The organism is Spirulina subsalsa PCC 9445 (assembly GCF_000314005.1).
Taxonomy (GTDB): domain Bacteria; phylum Cyanobacteriota; class Cyanobacteriia; order Cyanobacteriales; family Spirulinaceae; genus Spirulina_A; species Spirulina_A subsalsa.
This window is the reverse complement of sequence record NZ_JH980292.1, coordinates 2,248,591-2,267,960: the sequence shown is the minus strand read 5'-3', so window position 1 is coordinate 2,267,960 and position 19,370 is coordinate 2,248,591. Positions and strand designations below refer to the sequence as shown.

At 47.8% G+C, this 19,370-nt stretch carries 20 protein-coding genes; 9 read left to right on the top strand and 11 right to left on the bottom strand.

What is annotated here, in order from left to right; all coding sequences use genetic code 11:
• Nucleotides 1–59: 59 nt before the first annotated feature.
• Nucleotides 60–434, bottom strand: a complete 375-nt coding sequence (locus SPI9445_RS0110540; protein WP_017304714.1) for a group I truncated hemoglobin — start codon at nucleotides 432–434, stop codon at nucleotides 60–62.
• A gap of 91 nt (nucleotides 435–525) precedes the next feature.
• Entirely contained in the window at nucleotides 526–675 is a 150-nt protein-coding gene (locus tag SPI9445_RS30495; protein ID WP_164674434.1) for a hypothetical protein, read from the bottom strand.
• A 9-nt stretch (nucleotides 676–684) separates the two neighbouring features.
• On the opposite strand from SPI9445_RS30495, the gene SPI9445_RS32065 reads away from it, so the two are divergent.
• Entirely contained in the window at nucleotides 685–825 is a 141-nt protein-coding gene (locus tag SPI9445_RS32065; protein WP_017304713.1) for a Crp/Fnr family transcriptional regulator, read from the top strand.
• A gap of 700 nt (nucleotides 826–1,525) precedes the next feature.
• On the top strand, nucleotides 1,526–1,801 hold the full coding sequence (locus SPI9445_RS0110530; protein ID WP_202803675.1) for a hypothetical protein: 276 nt from the start codon (nucleotides 1,526–1,528) through the stop codon (nucleotides 1,799–1,801).
• A 261-nt stretch (nucleotides 1,802–2,062) separates the two neighbouring features.
• On the opposite strand, the gene btpA is transcribed toward SPI9445_RS0110530, so the two are convergent.
• Together btpA and grxC are read right to left on the bottom strand one after the other, a co-directional pair.
• Nucleotides 2,063–2,938 carry a photosystem I biogenesis protein BtpA gene (btpA, locus tag SPI9445_RS0110525; RefSeq protein WP_017304711.1) on the bottom strand — a complete coding sequence of 292 codons (876 nt, stop codon included), beginning with the start codon at nucleotides 2,936–2,938 and terminating at the stop codon, nucleotides 2,063–2,065.
• Nucleotides 2,939–3,214: 276 nt separating this feature from the next.
• Nucleotides 3,215–3,475 (bottom strand): glutaredoxin 3, encoded by a 261-nt coding sequence (grxC, locus tag SPI9445_RS0110520; protein ID WP_017304710.1) that lies wholly within the window; start codon nucleotides 3,473–3,475, stop codon nucleotides 3,215–3,217.
• A 378-nt stretch (nucleotides 3,476–3,853) separates the two neighbouring features.
• Here grxC and glgX point away from each other — a divergent pair, with 378 nt between their 5' ends.
• Nucleotides 3,854–5,914, top strand: a complete 2,061-nt coding sequence (gene glgX / locus SPI9445_RS0110515; protein WP_017304709.1) for a glycogen debranching protein GlgX — start codon at nucleotides 3,854–3,856, stop codon at nucleotides 5,912–5,914.
• A gap of 58 nt (nucleotides 5,915–5,972) precedes the next feature.
• Here the strand turns inward: glgX and SPI9445_RS0110510 are convergent, their stop codons facing one another.
• From SPI9445_RS0110510 to fabG, 4 genes are all read right to left on the bottom strand, one after another.
• Nucleotides 5,973–6,566 carry a hypothetical protein gene (locus SPI9445_RS0110510; protein WP_017304708.1) on the bottom strand — a complete coding sequence of 198 codons (594 nt, stop codon included), beginning with the start codon at nucleotides 6,564–6,566 and terminating at the stop codon, nucleotides 5,973–5,975.
• Nucleotides 6,566–7,099: an adenylyl-sulfate kinase gene (gene cysC, locus SPI9445_RS0110505; RefSeq protein ID WP_017304707.1), complete on the bottom strand. Its 534-nt coding sequence runs from the start codon at nucleotides 7,097–7,099 to the stop codon at nucleotides 6,566–6,568. The genes SPI9445_RS0110510 and cysC overlap by 1 nt, the downstream gene beginning before the upstream one ends.
• Nucleotides 7,096–7,254, bottom strand: coding sequence for a hypothetical protein (locus SPI9445_RS30490; RefSeq protein ID WP_017304706.1), 159 nt, complete (start codon nucleotides 7,252–7,254; stop codon nucleotides 7,096–7,098). Before SPI9445_RS30490 ends, cysC begins: the two co-directional genes overlap by 4 nt.
• A gap of 283 nt (nucleotides 7,255–7,537) precedes the next feature.
• The gene (gene fabG, locus SPI9445_RS0110495) at nucleotides 7,538–8,281 is read right to left on the bottom strand and encodes a 3-oxoacyl-[acyl-carrier-protein] reductase (protein ID WP_017304705.1); all 744 of its coding nucleotides are present in this window, start codon (nucleotides 8,279–8,281) and stop codon (nucleotides 7,538–7,540) included.
• Between the two features lie 242 nt (nucleotides 8,282–8,523).
• Here fabG and SPI9445_RS25140 point away from each other — a divergent pair, with 242 nt between their 5' ends.
• From SPI9445_RS25140 to SPI9445_RS0110470, 4 genes are all read left to right on the top strand, one after another.
• Nucleotides 8,524–9,312 (top strand): hypothetical protein, encoded by a 789-nt coding sequence (locus SPI9445_RS25140; protein WP_017304704.1) that lies wholly within the window; start codon nucleotides 8,524–8,526, stop codon nucleotides 9,310–9,312.
• A 513-nt stretch (nucleotides 9,313–9,825) separates the two neighbouring features.
• Nucleotides 9,826–10,545, top strand: coding sequence for a hypothetical protein (locus tag SPI9445_RS0110485; RefSeq protein WP_017304703.1), 720 nt, complete (start codon nucleotides 9,826–9,828; stop codon nucleotides 10,543–10,545).
• 328 nt (nucleotides 10,546–10,873) lie between these two features.
• Nucleotides 10,874–11,758, top strand: coding sequence for an alpha/beta fold hydrolase (locus SPI9445_RS0110480; RefSeq protein ID WP_017304702.1), 885 nt, complete (start codon nucleotides 10,874–10,876; stop codon nucleotides 11,756–11,758).
• Between the two features lie 559 nt (nucleotides 11,759–12,317).
• Nucleotides 12,318–12,629, top strand: a complete 312-nt coding sequence (locus SPI9445_RS0110470; RefSeq protein ID WP_017304700.1) for a DUF6679 family protein — start codon at nucleotides 12,318–12,320, stop codon at nucleotides 12,627–12,629.
• A 193-nt stretch (nucleotides 12,630–12,822) separates the two neighbouring features.
• On the opposite strand, the gene eno is transcribed toward SPI9445_RS0110470, so the two are convergent.
• A complete protein-coding gene (gene eno, locus SPI9445_RS0110465; RefSeq protein WP_017304699.1) occupies nucleotides 12,823–14,118 on the bottom strand; it encodes a phosphopyruvate hydratase in 1,296 nt (431 codons plus the stop codon).
• Between the two features lie 299 nt (nucleotides 14,119–14,417).
• On the opposite strand from eno, the gene SPI9445_RS0110460 reads away from it, so the two are divergent.
• Together SPI9445_RS0110460 and SPI9445_RS0110455 are read left to right on the top strand one after the other, a co-directional pair.
• The gene (locus SPI9445_RS0110460; RefSeq protein ID WP_017304698.1) at nucleotides 14,418–15,290 is read left to right on the top strand and encodes a Tab2/Atab2 family RNA-binding protein; all 873 of its coding nucleotides are present in this window, start codon (nucleotides 14,418–14,420) and stop codon (nucleotides 15,288–15,290) included.
• 9 nt (nucleotides 15,291–15,299) lie between these two features.
• A complete protein-coding gene (locus tag SPI9445_RS0110455; protein WP_017304697.1) occupies nucleotides 15,300–16,616 on the top strand; it encodes a TldD/PmbA family protein in 1,317 nt (438 codons plus the stop codon).
• Between the two features lie 400 nt (nucleotides 16,617–17,016).
• On the opposite strand, the gene SPI9445_RS0110450 is transcribed toward SPI9445_RS0110455, so the two are convergent.
• Together SPI9445_RS0110450 and SPI9445_RS0110445 are read right to left on the bottom strand one after the other, a co-directional pair.
• Nucleotides 17,017–18,336: a four-carbon acid sugar kinase family protein gene (locus SPI9445_RS0110450; RefSeq protein ID WP_017304696.1), complete on the bottom strand. Its 1,320-nt coding sequence runs from the start codon at nucleotides 18,334–18,336 to the stop codon at nucleotides 17,017–17,019.
• A 129-nt stretch (nucleotides 18,337–18,465) separates the two neighbouring features.
• A complete protein-coding gene (locus SPI9445_RS0110445; RefSeq protein ID WP_017304695.1) occupies nucleotides 18,466–19,344 on the bottom strand; it encodes a universal stress protein in 879 nt (292 codons plus the stop codon).
• Nucleotides 19,345–19,370: the final 26 nt, after the last annotated feature.

The window sequence follows — 19,370 nt, the reverse complement described above, 5'->3', positions numbered from 1 at the left end:
AATCCCCCCGCAAAAGAAGGGGGATTTTTAAGCATTTTGCTAACAGCTTACGATTGTATTTATTGATTCAAAACATCTTTTTTGTGTTGAGGTGCAGCAGCAACGGCGGCCACTTCTGCCATTAATTCCTCTGAAACTCCCATTTCTTGTAAAGTTGCCATCAAATCTTCCGCCACGGCATCAAAATGCTCACTACTTAAACCGTGCTTTTCCACGAGTTTCTTGTGAGCTTCTCGCATATAGCGACCGTCATATTGATCCGTACCCCCAAAGGCGTAGGTGAGAAATGCTTTTTGATGCGCCCGTTGTTTGACCATATCTACATCAGCAAAAAAGTGCTTGATGCGGTCATCTTGCAGGACTCGTTCATAGAACTTATCAACCGCTAAATTAACGGCATCGGCTCCACCGAGTTTTTCGTATAGGGTTGCCATGGTTTTTCTCTCTCAGAATGGGTAAAAAGGACGAATTGGGTTTAGCCTGGGTCGTTAGAATAGCTCAAGCTGACCCAGGCTTACAGACGGGTTAGGGAGCCGAAGACGACGTTACTAAAGCGTCTGTGGGCTGCGCTTGGGTGGGTTGTTGGAAAATGCCAAACAGGGCTTGAGCAACGCAATATATTAACACTACTGCACCGATGGCAAACATGATGTCACCGGGAATCCGTAACCACACCGTCCATCTTTGAAGAAAGGGGAAGTCATTTTTAAGCAGGGAGAACCCGCCACTGGCTTTTTTATTGTCAAATCTGGACGGGTCAAAGTTTTTAATGTTTCCCCAACAGGCAAAGAACAAATCCTCAAGATTTTTGAGACTGGGGAATGAATAATTGATAATTAGGATTTGCTTTGAAGTTGGCAAAATGTGCAATCACATCTGAGGCTAACTGTTATCCCGATCAGCCGACTTGTGTAAATAAATATTGGTCCGGCTCTGACGAAAAAATAAAGCCGCCTTATTTCTGTATCCATTTTTACAAAAATGCTCAAAAATTCAACCCAATGCGCCTAATTATTCACAAATCTTGACTAAATAGGGCTGAAATCTCGCAAAATGAAGCATTCCACTAAGACCTGAATTGTACGGTGAAACTCAAGGGTGGTGGGACACCTGTTGAAAAGATGACTGACCGAAATAGCAGTTAGTACAAATAAATCAAATGCCTAGCCCCCACAAGCCAAGACGTTAAGCGAGTGAAAAGCATAAATCTAAAGTAAACTGAAAGCAAAAGCTAACAGTGTAGCGGCAATTGACACCGCCTTGTGGACTGCTGTTGTATTAGTGCTAAGGTACGGTACGACAATGTGGTTGTTAGGAGCAATAACTAATATTTGTTGGTGATCCCCTCTAAAAAATCCTCGTGGCTTTAGCCCGATGGAGTGTCAAATCCCCTATTCCTCTAGTTACAATGAGTTACCGCACTATTCGATTTCATTCTTCCTTATGGGGAGGAATCTTCCTCTCGAGTGTAATCGGAGTTACTCTACCCCTCGTTTTAGGCATTACTACTTCCGTTCAAGCTCGAATGCCGCGCCAAGAAATTGAACTGTCTCGTCGGCAAGATGAAAGTTACGATGTCTTGTTACGACGCGCCGAAGGAGTAGCCCGCTCTGCTGTCCAGCGTGTCTTTGATCAGGATATTGTCGTGACAGAAGTTGCCATTACTATTGTTGGGAAAAATGGCGGGACTAGCGTCCCTATTCTTCGCCTACAAGTCACTCGCCAACTCTGGCAACGAGAACCCGATCCCCAACGTTGGGCAACCTACTTCCCCATGTCCCGAATGTTGCTAGGTCTTTGAAGAGGGATAAATCCTTGTAGACACCCCCACCTCGCGGAACGCAGGTGGCGGAGCATTCATGAGCGGCGCAAGAAGTTAAGGTCTGCTGGGTGGGGAGGTATTAGATCAGATTTAGAGGTATAGGCAGCAACAACATCAATCACTTCGCCACCTAACTCCTGCCACTTCATCTCTGTGTAGTCCCGGATCTTGGCTTTGAGCCACCCATGGAAGCATCTTTCCATCCTCAAGTAGTACATTGAGAACCCGGGCTATGATGACTCAACCCCGCCGCTCCTTAACCCCCACTTCGAGGTGGGGGAATGCGTCGCTAATTTTGTTCAAATCAGGAGGATTAGCAAATCCTTGACGGGCTGCTTCGATAAAATTCTGAACTCGAATGGGATCAATGGGTTCAGTAATCTTGCCTCGACGCTTGAGGGAACTGGCGACAATGACCCCATCGGCGGCTTGTAGCAATGTCCCGACATTATCCCAATCGGCCCCACTGCCAATAAATACCGGAGTCCCTTTCGCGGCACTACAGGCTAACTCTAGATCTTCTAAATTGGGGGGGCTACCCGTTGCCCAGCCTGACAGAATCACACCATCGGCCAAGCCTCGTTCAATGGTGTCCTGTACGGCTGTGGTTAAATTGGGAGTCCCTAACGGTCGAGCGTGTTTGACTAACACATCTGCTAGAATGCAGACCTCACTCCCTAACTCCCGACGATAGCGTAGTAATTCATGGGCGCGACCCTCAATTAAGCCTTGATCTGTTGCCATCACACCTGTTAACACATTAACCCGAATGAATTGGCATTGACAGACTGATGCGATCGCCATGGCACTCAGGGCATCATTCCGCAACACATTAATCCCCACCGGGAGCATCACTAAATTTTGAATCCGTTGGGTGATCAATGTCATGGCACTCACCACCGCCGGATCAACATTATCCTTAGTAAAGGGGGCATCAAAAAAGTTTTCTATAATAATGCCATCAACCCCGCCCGCCGCTAAAGCAGTAGCCTCTTGTTCTGCACGGTCAATCACCTCCCGCAAATTTCCACCCCAACGAGCAGAACTCGGAAGGGGTAAGAGATGAACCACGCCAATGACTGGGTTTCGGGTTTGGAAAATCTGTGTTAAGTCCACTTAAATCTAAAAAATAACAGTCCGATTAATTGATATAACGCCGGGGGCTGACCTAGGGCAATTCTCACAAAAACGGGGATAAACCACAGGTTCAACGTCCCCTGAATATTCTATCGCGAAGTATCCCGCTCACAGCAGGAGAATAATTTATCTAGGGCTTGCTGAATAAGTCTGGGAGTCGGGAGTCGGGGTCATTCAAACCCCACACCCCCCTATTCCCTATTGCCGCTCCTCAGAAAGCTCGACAAAAAGACCTTTTCTGCTGTCCTCAGTACATCAAGCACTCAAAAGGGGATCTAATTTACCAGAGCGCTCTAAGGCGTGAATATCATCACATCCGCCAATATGTTGATCGTTGATGAAGATTTGCGGGACAGAACGCTTTCCGTTAGCCCGTTGTGCCATTTTATCCCGTGCTTCGTTGTCTCCATCAATACAATACTCGATATATTCAACCTGCTTACGATTGAGCAGTGCTTTTGCACGCAGACAGAAAGGACAAGCACTCCAAGTGTAAATTTCAACCTTTGATGCCATAAAACTCTAAGTTATGTTAAGTAATGTTTCAATTATACCGAACGCTTTACCCCTCAAACCCATTGAGAATTAATAATTCATTCTTCTGAGAAAACTAAAGTTTTCCTGATTTTGCAAGAAGCCGGTCAAGATTGGCCTTAGAATAGCTAAGTTGTACCTTTTCGGACAGATCCTTGTGATGCCCTGGGTGAGTCCGCTCTTAACCTTTTTCCCTAATGGTATTTGTGCGCCCCTTAAATGCCCTGTTGTAAACTCTCTACCTGTTGTAAGTCTTTCTCCTGTCAGTTTTGCCGTTTTGTAAATCTGTAACCCTTGACCTAACGTTTTGCCCCCCTGAATGCCCCTTTTCTCCTACAACCACACACTATACACTTGATGATGAAATCGGATATTTTACCCGGCCGGAGTTTCCCCCTTGGTGCAACAGTGTACCCGGATGGAGTTAACTTCTGTATTTTTTCGGCGAACTGCACTGCCATAGAACTCTTACTGTTTGACTCTCCCAAGGATGCAGTTCCGGCTCGTATTATTCCCCTAGACCCGAAAATTAACTGTAAAATCTTTTACTGGCATATTTTTATCCGAGGGTTAAAAGCGGGACAGATTTATGGCTATCGTGTTTATGGCCCCTATTCGCCAGAAAAAGGCCTATTGTTTGATGGGGATAAAGTGCTTCTTGATCCTTATGCTAAAGCCATTGTTGGCTGGGAAAACTATGACCGAGAAGCGGCTATTTATCCGGGGGATAATTGCGGCCAAGCGTTGAAAAGTGTGGTTGTAGATTCAAGTCTTTATGATTGGGAGGAAGATGTTCCTCTGGGAATTCCCTATGCAAATAGTGTGATCTATGAATTACACGTTGGGGGGTTTACTCGCCATCCCAATTCTGGGGTTGCCCCAGAAAAACGGGGAACTTTTGCGGGGTTAATTGAAAAAATTCCTTATTTAAAAGAGTTAGGAATTACGGCGGTTGAAATTTTGCCGATTCATCAGTTTGATGAACAAGATGTTAAACCCGGTTTGGTGAATTATTGGGGTTATAGTACCCTAGGTTTTTTTGCTCCCCATTGGCAGTATAGCTCCCAAAAAGATCCGCTCGGTCCGGTGAATGAGTTTCGGGATATGGTCAAGGCTTTCCATAAAGCGGGGATTGAGGTAATTTTAGATGTGGTGTTTAATCACACCGCGGAGGGAAATGAGGAAGGTCCAACGCTTTCGTTCCGAGGTTTGGATAACCCAACTTATTATTTATTGGAAGATGATCCAAGGTATTACAGTAACTATACAGGATGCGGGAATACGGTTAATACCAATCATGCGATTGTTTGTCGTTTGATTCTCGATAGTTTGCGCTACTGGGTGGATGAAATGCACGTTGATGGATTCCGCTTTGATTTGGCTTCTATTATGTCGAGAAATCCTCAAGGATTACCTGTAGAACAAGCTCCTGTGTTGTGGGATATTGAAACCGATCCCATGTTAGTAGAATCTAAGGTAATTGCTGAAGCTTGGGATGCGGCCGGTTTATATCAGGTGGGGGAATTTATCCGTAGTAGTGAACGTTTTGCGGAATGGAATGGACCGTTTCGGGATGATGTGCGGCGTTTTGTGAAAAGTGATTCGGGTGCGGTGGGGTGTATTGCGGCTCGAATTTTAGGCAGTCCTGATATATACTATCGTCCTGATTTTAAGACTTATCGCAGTATTAATTTTGTGACTTGTCATGATGGGTTTACTATTAATGATGTGGTGGCTTATAACGAAAAACATAATGAGGCTAATGGGGAGAATAGTCAGGATGGCTGTAATTATAATTTCAGTTGGAATTGTGGGGAGGAAGGGGAAACGGATGACCCGGAAATTTTAGCGTTACGCACTCGTCAGATTAAAAATCTGTTCACGATTTTATTTTTCTCTCAGGGGACTCCTATGTTGTTGATGGGGGATGAGGTGCGACGCACTCAACAGGGGAATAATAACGCTTATTGCCAAGACAATGAACTCAGTTGGTTTGATTGGAGTTTGGTGGAAAAGAATGCCGATATGTTGAATTTTGTCAAGGGCATTATTGATTTAACTCAACGATTGAAGGTTTTTCAATTGGAGGATTTATTAGTGGTGGCTCAGGATAGTTCTAAGCCTCATTTGTATTGGCATGGGGTGAAGGTCAATCAACCGGAATGGTTCTATGATGCTCATAGTTTAGCGTTTACGTTGACCCATCCGGAGGCGAAGGAAAATCTATTTTTGATTTTGAATGCCTATTGGGAGTCTCTAACGTTTGAGTTACCACCTTTAGCTAAGGGTCAAAGATGGCATCGGATTATTGACACGGCGCTCCCGTCTCCACTGGATTATTGCGATCGCGCTCTAGCCTCTCCCATCACAGAAGATCACTATAAGACCACCCCCCGTTCCGTTGTGGTGTTAATGGCGTGACCTCTACCCACCCTATCCCCCTAGGGTTCACGGGAGGTTTCTGGGGGGTTAGGCTAGGTTAGGCGAAAAGTGGAAAGCGTTTCAACCCCCAAATCAGCAACCGTTGCACCCCCCACAGCATAATCCCCAAGGAGAGGAGGGTAATCACTGAGAAAGGGTGTCCGGTGGCTAAGTGGATGACACTGTAAACCATGATAATCAGGACGGCTCCCCCCCAAGCAATGGCTTCTAGTCGCCGGGTAGGGGGGAAGGGTGACGGTTGCTGGTGTTGGAGGACTTGCTGAATGAGCCAGTGGTGCGCACGATTGAGGGATAGAGCCAAGGTCGGGTTCGTCAGACAGCGATCGCACACTTGATGAATCATCTCCCCATCCTCCCCTAAATAGCTCCGGAGCAGGGCTTCAGAGCCTCCCTCACCCCCGTAATAGGTGACAAAGGTCAATCCCCCCCCACAACCTCGACCCGACCTTAAATAGGCGCGTAGGTCATGATGACAGTCAGGGGGCAGGTGCAGGGGATATCCCCCTTGTTGGACTTGTTCAAGCTGACTGAGGGAGCGGGGAGTGAGATGAAACTCAACGTGGTGGTAGAGGAATGAATCCGTTTCTTGTTCCTCCTTGACCACCTGAATCAGATGGGGAAGATGGAGCATTACACCGTCAGATAGCCAGAGGTTTCTAAGTATTTCAAGACTTTAGCTTTACTTTCTTCCAACGTTTCCTGATCCGTGCGACATTCAATTTCGGGATTGAGGGGGGGTTCATAGGGGTCATCAATTCCAGTAAATTGTTTAATTTCCCCAGCCCGCGCTTTTTTGTAGAGTCCTTTCACATCCCGCGCTTCACAGACTTCTAGGGGAGCGTTCACATACACTTCCACAAAATCCCCAATGCGGCCCCGCACTTCCTCTCGAATCTCCCGGTAGGGGGAAATAGCCGAAACAATAACTATTACCCCATTGCGGGTGAGAAGATGGGAAACAAAACCAATCCGACGGATATTTTCGTCTCGGTCTTCTTTGCTGAAACCCAAGCCTTTGGTTAAATTTTGGCGTACAATATCGCCGTCTAGGACTTCTAGTTTACATTGGCGCGATCGCAATTCTTCGGCCACAGCAGAACTAATCGTAGTTTTGCCTGCACCACTCAGACCTGTAAACCATAAAGTGACACCACGTTGATTCATTGTTTAAACTGCTGAAAAATAAAATAGGTTTGGGTTGCGGATCCCATTTTATAACATTGGCACTCTCTGACGTGACATCCTCCCGACACCGACCCTACGGGTACGGTGCGGGCTTCCCGACGATGAGCTAAAAGCTGTGGGGATTCTTTCCCCACCGACTCCCTTTTGACTGGGGAACGGGAGTCGGTGGGGAAAAGGCAATAGTCAAGAGTTTTGGCTATTCACTAGCCACTAGCCACTATTCCCCCTGCTCCCCTACCCTAATCTTGACAAGTTAAGGCTCAACGTTAGAAGTCAAAGTGTCGGGAGTCGGGAGTCGGGAAAATGCGGTTGTGTCCAAAATTAGGGAACAGGGAACGGGGAACAGGGAAAAGGGGACTTGATAAAATGCACACAAGCCTAACTTGTTAAGGTTGCCCCTACCCTAACCCGTCAAAATTAGGCCATAACCATCCCACCATCGACATTAAACACCTGTCCAGTAATGTAGGCCGCCGCCGGATCAGCCGCTAAGAAGCGCACTAAACCCGCCACCTCTTCCGGTTTCCCATAACGACCGAGGGGGATAAACTTGAGAATTTCCTCAGCTTGTAACCCGTGAGTCATATCCGTTTCAATAAATCCTGGTGCCACAGCATTCACCGTAATCCCACGACTCGCTAACTCCTTGGCGATAGTTTTAGTAAAACCAATCACCCCCGCTTTAGCCGCGCTGTAATTGCCTTGACCCGGATTGCCCATTTGTCCCGCCACCGAAGCAATATTAATAATACGACCCCTCCGTTGCTTTAACATCAACTTGCTGACCCCACGGGTACAGAGAAACACCCCCGTTAAATTGAGATTAATCACCTCTTGCCATTCACTGGTTTTCATGCGCAGTAACAGCGTATCTCGGGTAATTCCTGCATTATTCACCAAAATATCCACCTGACCCCATTGGTCTTTAGTTTGCTTGATCAGGCTTTCGGCTTGGTCTTCTTGGGAGACATCGGCTTGTAGTGCGATCGCCTCTCCCCCAGTTCCTTGAATCTCAGCCACCACCTGATCCGCCGCCTCACTAGATCGGGCATAGTTAACTACCACCTTCGCCCCCACGGCCGCCAATTCTAACGCAATAGACCGCCCAATCCCCCGAGATGCCCCCGTGACAATCGCCACCTGTCCGTTGAGTTGTTGCAAAATATTCCCTCCTAACTGTTTTCAAACCAGAACAACCCCTTATTATGCAATGATTGGGAAGCCGAATTGACAAATTATGCGGATCAACCGTCCGAGTCACTGCATTGAGTAGAATAGGAGGGTGTGAAGCCCCTACAATAACCAATCGGCCGAGGGCATTTTCCGAACTCGGTTTATTTCCCAAAAAATTGGGTCTAAAACCTCTGCTCCGTAACCAGCCATTCAGTGTGGAATCCATCTCCATGAACACCACTCATTCCCGCTTAACTTCAACCGACCTCCTCTCTCAAACCTCCCGCAAACACCCAATCCCCCCCCCCAGTGAACCCAGACAATACCGCGCCATTGGTTTAGTCAAAGGAATTTATCAACCTGTAGATGACCTGCTCACCCGAGGAGTTTTATTAACCGAAGACGGAACAGAAATTGATGCGGTTCTCCTTGGCAGAATGATTAGCCTAGTGAAAAACCACATTGACTTACAGGACAGTCATCTCTGGGTCGTTTATCCCCGCACCCGTGAAAAAGAGCAAACCTTGCACGTTCAACTCTCAGGATTATGGAATCCTGAACTCCTGCACCCCAAACTGGTAGAGTCAGCAGAAAGCCCTTCTGCTGGAATTGCTCCAACCATAATGAAAGATGGTTATTTTTCCGTGCGAGGAGAAGTAGTCTTTTACTCCCACGACGAAGAAAAAATTATTGTCCGTATTCAACAAATCCCCCGCAAACCGACCGAAAAGCGGAAATTTTTTAAAATTCATCTCCAAGGACTGTTACTCACAGAACGAGCCATCGGTCATTTTTGGGACCTGCACATCCTACGACGGGGCAATAATTTATTATTACAGGAAGCCCACGATCTAGGTTTTATCCCCAAAAAGCGCATCACCAGAAGTCGCAATATCAAGGGACAAGGAGGTAGTCGCAGCCGTTTTAATCACCCCAGCCGCCCCGACCAAAACGAGTTCATACATCCCCAGGAAAGCCCCCCCATAAAACCCTTGAAAAAGCACAGTAAACTGAGTTAGCTAATCCGCGCCAGTTGCCCCGCGCTCTCCCGTTGACACAGCCTGCCCGTAGAACCGGAAAGCCCCCTAGTGACACAGGGAAACTTGCGCTGTACCCCTTGCCGTGAGCGTCGGGAGGAAGTCACTATTGATGGTCTGGTGGCTGAAAAAACCATTCTCTGGGAGACCCATTGCGTAGCAAACGCTTGAACAAGGAAGCTAGGCACACGGCGCATCTCCACCCAACCCGCGCCATATTTTGGTAAAGAGAACTGTCCAAGAGATACTAGAATGTAGATATTCCAACATCAAGCCTAACGGATCCACCCGCACCAAAAAGGTTGTTTCCCGTCTGTAAACGGTTTCTGCCCCAGTTTTGCAGCCCAAGTGTTGCACCTTGTCTGCTCAAAAAGAGAAACATCTGGGTAAGCTTGGCGGGTAAGATGTCAATGGTAAAGACTGGTTACGAGTAAGCTTAAAGCAGCAGTTGCTTCATCAACACCCCTTTATTGAGTACGATATCCTCTTCTACCTATGGCTGCGGGTTTAAAACCATCAACGTTGGGACTCTTAAAACGCTTTAATCAGGCGTTTCCTCAATTCTATGAGCAGTTTGTCAGCAGTGAGATTCAACTGCAAAATCTCCGATTAGCCTATCGGCTGTACAAAACTAAATTAGCAGTCATTGAGATTCAACCCGAAAGCAACAAAAGCGCCCTACATTTCGCCTATCGCAATCAGTCCTTTTTGCTGAGTGATATTTTTGGCGTATTGGCCGCCTACGGTTTGACCATCCACAGTCTGAGCCTCTATGGTCAAATCAAGCCCCCTATGTTAGTTTTCATCAAACTGGTTGTTTCAAGGGGCAATAAGGCCTTAACAGAGAAAACCTCTGAAAACGTCTGTCGCGCCATCCGAGAAGCCTTAGCCGGACGTTTCGAGGTCGAGGAAATGCTGGCGGTCGAATTTAATCTAGATGCAGGACTCGAACAAGTGGAAACAGAATTTTATGTAGATCCTGTGTTCCACTTACCGGCCCTGTTAATCGAAGCTGATAACCAGCCCGGTTTGTTTTATAAGGTTATGTATGCCATTTGGCAAGAAGATTTGCTGGTGGTCAATGCCAATCTATTGGTTTGGCGGGGACGGACTCGCTTAATTCTGTACTTACTTGGTCCCAATGAAAGCTTAATTCCTGAATATCTCGGACAAAAAATTGCCGAAAGTGTCCGGCAAAGACTTCTTGGCGAGTGACACCCCCTCTGTTCATGGCGATCGCAATCTAATACCAATTTAACTTGAGTTGTGTGCGGTAGGGGAAGGTTTGGGGAACGGGGAACAGGGAAGAGTTCGACTAAGCTCACTCGCCGAAAAGACAGTGAGGACTGTTCCAGCCAACATTCTGGACGGTCGCCCCGAAGCTGGGCTTGCTTGTGTGATCTATGGACTGTGGATAGTTCAAGATTAGCATAGGACACTCCCACATAGGCTACGCCAGATGGGAGAGCTTCATTTGGCACATTTCAGGTACATTGATAATAGGGATCTTAAGTTGGAATTCATGGTTTAGCGCGATGGGATTATGGCAACCGTAAATATATTAGGAGTGCCTCATACCTATGAGTTAACTCCTCCCGTTTCCCAGACAGATCGTCCAGTGCTAGTCTTTATTCACGGCTGGCTGTTAAGTCGTCACTACTGGCGGCCTCTGGTGGAAAAGCTTTCCCCTGATTATCAATGTTTGCTCTACGATTTACGAGGCTTTGGGGAGTCCCAAGGGGAATCCCCCAATCCCCGAAATTACAGCCTCCAAGCCTACGGGGAAGACCTCGGCATTCTCCTAGAAACCCTTAAGATCAAACAAGCTTGGCTGATGGGTCACTCCCTTGGCGGCAGTATTGCCCTCTGGACAGCCCAAAGTTATCCAAACTGTATTGAGGGCGTAGTTTGTCTAAATGCTGGGGGCGGGATTTATCTTAAAGAAGAATTTGAGCGATTTCGGGCGGCGGGACAACAAATTGTCAAACGTCGCCCGAAATGGCTTTGTTATATCCCCTTTTTAGATTTAGTCTTTTGTCGAGCCATGGTAGATCAAACCTTACCTCGCCTTTGGGGAAGACAACGTTTATTCGATTTTGTCCAGGCCTCCTATCAAGCCGCGTTAGGCTCTCTTTTGGAATCTACTACTGAATCGGAGGTGCATTTATTACCCCAAGTGGTCGCCCGTTTATCCCAGCCTGTGTATTTTCTGGCAGGGGAACAAGATATGGTAATGGAACCCAAATATGTCAATCATCTTGCCAGTTTCCATCCGTTGTTTGAAATGACTGGGGCGAATGTGATGCAAATTGCCAATTGTGGGCATTTATCCATGGTGGAACAAACGGAGGCGGTCTATGACCAAATTCGGGGGATTTTAGACCAGTATTGTAAAGTATCGTCGGTTTCTCTGCCTTCTAAGAAGTAAAAGAGGGTGGTGAATAATCCAGTTCTACACAGGTTAGACTAAAATATATCTAATTAGGGCTTGCTGAAGAACTCTACTCGTGGGGCTAGGGAACAGGGAACGGGAAGGAACAGGGGGAATCAGAAAAAGGCAAGCCTTTTTGATGATTTATCCCTAAAACCTTGTAGTTTCTCGCTCCCAATCGAAAGTCCTAGTAAAAGTGATTAGATGGATATTCAGCAGACCCTAATTAAGCTCATGTGGTGAAAGTGTCAATCCTCTCATGTTGATACGTTCAAAGCTCGTTTTTAACCAGCCCATTTGGATGGCTCAGTTATTATTGCTCATGAATTTCTCCCATTTCATAACGCTTTCGGCTCTTTTATCTTCCCACCTGACTGTTGCCTTCCGAGGGGCTTGTGCTGAGGCAAGTCCGAACTGGATCACGTGAATCATTGCCCAATTAAGGGTTAACCAGCCAAGGGGGTTCTCTACCTTCTTTGTGCTGGGTGTCAATGCAACAGTTCTCGGGGTTCTGCACATTTCAACCATTCATGATCTGCCTAGGAGAAAGTAAACAATGTTACACCGCAAGATCTATCAGCTTTATGAAGAGGGTCGTGAGGTATGTGTTTTCTTGCGAGATCAACAACGCTGGATAGAAGCGGCTCATATTGTTGATGTGGAAGGGGATTTAATTACCATGCGTTATGAAATTGAGGATGATGATGAAATTAGTTCTTGGGAGGAATTAGTTCGTTTAGAGAGTATCGGCGCAATTCAGCGTAAGTTAGCCTCTGTGCCTCGGGGGGATACAGAGTTACTGATAGCGGAGGATTGTCCCGAGGCGGAACAGATTCGCCCTCAATCTTCAGAGGGGGAGTCGAGTTAGGACGGGCTGAAGAAGTTTGCTAGTCGGGAAGGTTGAAAGTCTTGTCAACTGCCCCACCCACAAGAGGATGGGGCTTGCAACTAACCCGCAAGGATTGGAAAAAACAGTTTCAAAAGCAGATGGGTTTCTGTTAACCCGACCATGGGTCGCCAGAAACCCGGTTTTTCCGGTTAAATTAGCTTAAATCGCCATCTTACGCTTTTGAACCGGGTGCCATGCCGATAGCACCGGCATAAACAGCCCGACTGCCTAATTCCTCCTCAATACGCAATAAACGGTTATACTTCGCCACCCGTTCACTCCGACAAAGAGAACCCGTTTTGATTTGACCCGCCCGAGTTGCCACCGCCAAATCAGCAATGGTCGTATCTTCCGTTTCACCGGAACGATGGGAAATCATGCAGTTAAACTGATGAGTTAGTGCCAAATCAATGGTTTCCAGGGTTTCCGTTAACGAACCAATTTGATTTAACTTAATCAAAATGGCATTCCCACAACCCTCTTGAATCCCTTTTTCCAAACGAGTGCGGTTCGTGACAAATAAATCATCACCCACTAATTGCACTTTAGATCCTAATTTTTCCGTCAGAAGTTTCCAGTTAGCCCAGTCTTCCTCATGAAGAGGGTCTTCAATAGAAATAATCGGGTACTCTGCTACTAATTGCCCTAAATAATCAATGAAGTCACTGGCACTATGGGGACTACCATCATAGACATATTGCCCCTCTTTATAAAACTCACTAGCGGCCACGTCCATAGCGAGAGCCACTTGTTCCCCCGGTTTATAGCCCGCTTTTTCAATGGCCGCCATCAACAAATCTAAAGCCTCTTTATTAGACTTCAAATTGGGAGCATATCCCCCTTCATCTCCCACACCGGACAGTAGTCCATCGGCGGCTAACACTTTGCTTAAACAAGCAAACACTTCCGCCCCCCAGCGCAGCGCTTCAGCGAAGGTGGGCGCACCCACAGGAGCAATCATAAACTCTTGGAAGTCTACGTTATTGGCGGCGTGGGCCCCCCCGTTAATCACGTTCATGAAAGGGACAGGGAGAACATTAGCTAAGGGTCCCCCCAAGTAGCGGTAGAGAGGAATGGCTAATTCATCGGCGGCAGCTTTGGCGTTAGCGAGGGAGACGGCGAGAATGGCATTAGCCCCTAAGTTGGACTTATTGGCCGAACCATCCCGAGCAATCATGGTTTTGTCAATTAACACCTGGTCTAAAGCGTCGAGGCCTTCGAGTTCAGGAGCGATTTTCTCTTTGACATTACGGACTGCTTTGAGAACCCCTTTCCCATCATAGCGGCTTTCATCGTCGCGTAATTCGTGGGCTTCAAAGGTTCCGGTGGAAGCCCCACTGGGAACTTGTGCCAGTCCATAAGCCCCACTTTCTAACAAGACTTCGGCTTCAATGGTGGGTCTACCGCGAGAGTCTAGGATTTCTCGGGCGGTAATGGCTTCAATGGTGGCTTCTGTTTTATTGAGCATCGTTATACTCCCTTAACCTTACGGATTAAGAATAAGCCCAGAATGGTCGATCTTCTTTTTCTTTAAGGATGTTTTCGTGACCTCCATTTAGGGTGGGCTGAAAAAGTCCGGGAATCGGGAATCGGGAATTCTCGATTCCTAACTCCCGATTCCCTCTTCTTCTCAAAAGCAAGCCCAAAAAATGATATGCTTAACCCGCAAGAAAGTACCTGATATTAGGGATCTAACGAACTTCTCTAGCCCCAAGGAGCTACGGGGGAAGCTACGTTGTATGAGAACAGGAGTATGGGAACAGGAGTATGGGAACAACGATCTGGGAACTCGATTTTTATTCACGTCCGGTCTTTGATGACAATCAAAAAAAATTATGGGAAGTTTTAATCTGTGAGAGTCCTTTGGAGGTGACGCGATCGCCCGAAACCCTTTTTCGGTTCTCCAAATTCACCAATAATCAGAACGTGAACTCCCTCTGGTTAAAAGAAGCCCTAGAAGAAGCCTTAGCCCAAGCCCCTCAAGCCCCAAGGCGAATCCGCTTCTTTCGTCGTCAGATGAATAATATGATCACGAAAGCCTGTGAGGAGTTTGGAGTTCCGGCGGTGCCAAGTCGTCGGACTTATAGCTTAAACCAGTGGATTCAGGAGCGGATGACGGATTTTTATCCCAGTCAACCGGGCTATGATGCGGCGGCCGCTAAAGCCGCTTCGGTACAGTATCCCCCCTTGAATATCTCCCCGTTACCCGAAGCAGTACGAGGGGATAAAGCCGATCGCTGGGCTTTTGTGTCCTTGGAAGCAGAGGCTTTTGGGGAAATGAAAGACTGGGATATTGCCTTTAGTGAAGCCTTCCCCCTCGATTTCCTCGGTGTCACCCCAGAAATGCGGATTCCGGGCTTGATTATTTTCTCCCGTCGGGCTATGCCCTTGGCCGGGTGGTTATCGGGGATTGAGTTAGGGTTTCTTCAGTTGGAAACCGAGCCACTCCCTCGGATACGCTTAGAAACCGGGGCCAGTGATAGCTGGATTTTGGCGGATCTCAAAGATCCCCAAACCCTCGCCGAAGCTCAAGGCTTTGAGCAAGCTAAACAACAAGCCCAAAATATTCACTTTTTGGCAGTACAAGACAATCCAGAGTCGGAATCTTTTGCGGGATTTTGGCTCTTGAAACAAGAGTGAAGGGGGGAGATGGGAGACATCAAGAGCGAATCCAGCGCTGAGTTAGCAGAACAACTGATTGACTTAGCCCTCAAAGCCGGGGCGAGTTGTGCAGAGGTGTATCAGTCTAACTCCCTCGCCCGTCCGGTTTTTTTTGAGGCGAATCGTTTAAAACAACTCGAAAGCGCCCAAGCCCAAGGCACGGCTCTACGTCTCTGGCGGGAAGGCTGCCCGGGTTTGGCGGTGGCCTATGGTCGCGTGGAGCCGCAGGTTTTGGTAGAAAAGGCCTTAGCTTTGTCTCAACTCAATCCCCCAGAACCCATTGAATTAGCGAGTCAGCAGCAACGGGTTTTTCCCAACTTTGGGGATAGCGTGGAGGTGGGGGAATTGGTGAAATTAGGACGAGAGGCGATCGCCTTAATTCGCGCCCGTTATCCTGAAGTCCTCTGTAGTGCTGAATTACAGTGTGAACAAGAAACCACCCTGTTGATCAACTCCCAAAACCTCCATTGTCAATATACCGACATCACCCTGAGCGCCTCCCTTGGGGTGGAATGGGTTCGGGGGGAGGATTTTCTCGGCATCTACGAAGACCAAGAAACTCGCAATGAATTAGAGATGGAGCGCCTTCTCCAAGCCATTTGGCAGCGCTTAACCTGGGCGGAAAAAAATACCCTCCCCCCCCAAGGTTGTGTTCCCGTTCTCTTCACCACCAAGGCGGCCACCATGCTCTGGGGTACCATTTGCGAAGCCACCAACGGCAAACGCATTTTAGAAGGTTCTTCTCCTTGGAGTCAGCAAGACGGCCAAACGGTACTCTCTCCCCTGCTCACTCTGTCTCAAAAACCGGATTTTGGCCCCTATAGTTGTCCTTTTGATGACGAAGGCACCCCCACCCAAACCGTCGCCTTAGTCGTCAATGGGCAATTAAACCAAATCTACACTGACCGCACCGTAGGGCGAAAACTGAGCATCCCCAGCACCGGAAATGGATTCCGCCCCAGTTTAGGCCGCTACCCCACCCCGGACTTAATCAACCTAATCATTGAACCGGGAGAAAGCACATTTAATGAATTGGTCAGTCATTTAGATGACGGTTTGATTGTGGATCAAATGTTAGGAGAAGGAGCCGATATTTCTGGGGACTTTTCGATTAATGTGGAATTAGGCTATCGGGTACGGGATGGGCAAATTGTGGGACGGGTTAAAGATACAATGGTGGCCGGAAATGTTTACACCGCACTCAAACAAGTCATCGCACTCGGAGGAGATGCCCAATGGCAAGGTTTTTGTTATACTCCCTCCCTGATTGTGGATAGTTTATCGGTGGTGAGTAACAATAAATAGGGCTTGCTGAATAAGTCCGAGAGTTGGGGAATCGGGAGTCGGGAGTCGGGAGTCGGGAGTCGGGAATAGGCAATCGTGCCAGTTTTAGATGATCTGTTCCCTGTTAAGAGTTCCCTGTTCCCTTGTTGAGCCTAGCATAGGCGTGTTATTCAGCAGACCCTAAATAGGGAACGGGGAACGGGGAGAGGGGGAGAGGGGGAGCAGGGGAATAGTGGGTAGTGAATAGCCGAAACTCTTGACTATTCCTGACTCCCTAGGGCGCAAGCATTGCGCTCCTACACCGACACCCGATTCCCAATTCCCGACACCCGATTCCCGACACCCGACACCCGATTCCCGATTCCCTAGGGCGCAAGCATTGCGCCCCTATACCGACACCCGACTCCCTGTTCCCTGTTCCCTAGTTAGCAGTTAAACGCTGATAAACCGTCGCTAATCCTTGAGCGTCTCCCACATTGCCGGGGAATAAAACCACAGGTAACTTGGGAAAGTGGGGATGATCTTCTGAGGTAATCACCATAGAACAACCGGGTAAAATTTGACCCAATAAACGGGCGGATCTTAACCCTAATCCTGTGCTGAGAACGTCATTAGAGGTAATCCCCCCCTTACTAATCAAAAAGCTAATATCCCTCGGCAACCCTTGGACAATTTCCATTAACAAACTTGACACCGCAATCCCAAAATCAAGCCGTTGTTGAATATCGGCAAATTGTAACTCTTCCCGACTGGTATAAATAACTGGATTTTTGCCCTCTTGATAAACCCTTTGAACCTCTTGCAAAATCTCCTCTTTTAACGCCGCTTTTTCCCCTAAATTATCCCGCAATCGTTTAACATCAACTTCCAAAGGAGCAACCCCGGGTTCTTGCAATAATTGGCTGAGTTGTTGGGTGGTTTTCTGCACATGAGAACCCACTAATACTACCCCCGGTTGATGGGTTCGTTCATACTGTGCCATGTCTTCCGGGGGAACAGGTTGGGGGCCTAACTGTGCTAGGGAGGTGAGCAAACTGGCGGCACTGCGGAAGAGGAAGCGCTTCCCTTGGGCGGCGCAGGTTAGAATATCTTGGGCAAATTGATCTAAATCCCCTTGGGTTTCTGCGTCTACTGCACAACATTGGTTATTTGTCAAGATTTTTAATCGTTCTTGACTTCCGGCGCGAATATCGGCGAGGAGAAAGCGCTCCACTTGCTCCGAGGGGATGCGACCTTGGGTTTTTTCGGCGACATAATCGGGGAGGTAGCTGGTACTGTAGCCAAATACGGAGTCGCGAGCAAATTCGGTTTCGTGGACGGGGGTTTTTACGCCGTCAATGAACAGGTAATGTACACTGTCTTGGGTGATGCGGCCTCCTTCAAAAAAGGCGGGGGTGAGGAAGTGAGCATCAAAACCGCCTAGTTCCTCGGCGATGACATCGGTTTCAATGGGGTAGTGGCCGCGGAGGGTGGAGTCGGAACGACTGACGACTAAAAATTCTTGGGTTTGGGTTTGGGCGATCGCAATTTTTAAATTCTGACAGACTTCGCGGGTCACAGATGCCACCTTCTCTGGGGTTAAAGCGCGGGTATTCGTCAGGACAAAAAAGATCGGTGAGGCATCGGTTAAACCCAGTTTCAGGGTTTCCACATCCCAACGCATCAACAACAAGCAACTATGCACCGTTTGGGATCCGGTGGGGTCATCATCTAGAACAATTATTTTCGGTTGAGTGGTCATGCTTCAGGATCAACTATCAATTCTCAATTTTCAGGGACTCATCACTCATTGTTCACGACTAAGGGGAACCTAACAATGCTCCCCTAGGCCAATTAATTGATTCCCCATACCCGAAACTCCCCCATCTTCTCACCGTTTCGGCGAGAAGAACAACACCGGAAACCAACAGCGTCGGAGGACTTCATTAGAGAAACTCGGAGCCGTGAATTCTAACAGCGCGTTCCGGTTGCGGGTAGAAGTGGCGATCGCCGTAATATCAAACGTCAGCGCCGCCTCTAAAATTTCCTGTAGCGGATTACCAGACCGCAACGCCGTATTCACTTCCAAACCTACCCCCTCTAACTCCGCCTTCACTTCGGCCAGACGCTCCTGAGCCGCTTGGAACTTATAATCCTGTAATAATTCCTTCCGTCCCACATCTCCCAAGACCCACACCAACATACACTGACGGGGAAAATTCTCCCGTTGCTTTTGAGCCAATTCCTTAATCTGTTCAATCAAATACCGTGCCGACGGCCCATCATTATAGGGAATCAGCAAATAACGCCATAAATGCTGACAGCGTAGTTCTAATTCTTCCCGCGTATAAGTTGAAATCAGTTGGGGTCGCAAAATCATCAACGGCACATTCATATTACGGGTTAAACCCGCCGTCGTACTGCCAAAGATTTGCTCCTGCATTAAACTCCGGGTCGGAGTTCCCGTAAAAACCACCTCGGCCTGATACTGCTGCACCAACTTAGGGATCGTATCGGCTGGTTTACCCGACGGCACTTCCACCTGAACATTGACCCCCGCCGGGATATTCTCTAAAGCCTGCGCTAAACGCTTTTTACCCTTCTCAATTCCCTTTTCATTCACTCGGGGAACATTCCCCTCTTCCCAGAGGGGGACACTATGAACAAAAACAATATTTTTCAGGCCACCTGCCGCTAAATGGGGAATAAAATCCATGAGGCGGTGTAGACCGTCGGAAAAGTCCGTGCAGATTAGACTGGTTTCAAACATTGATTCGGCCGATTTCTCTAAACTTC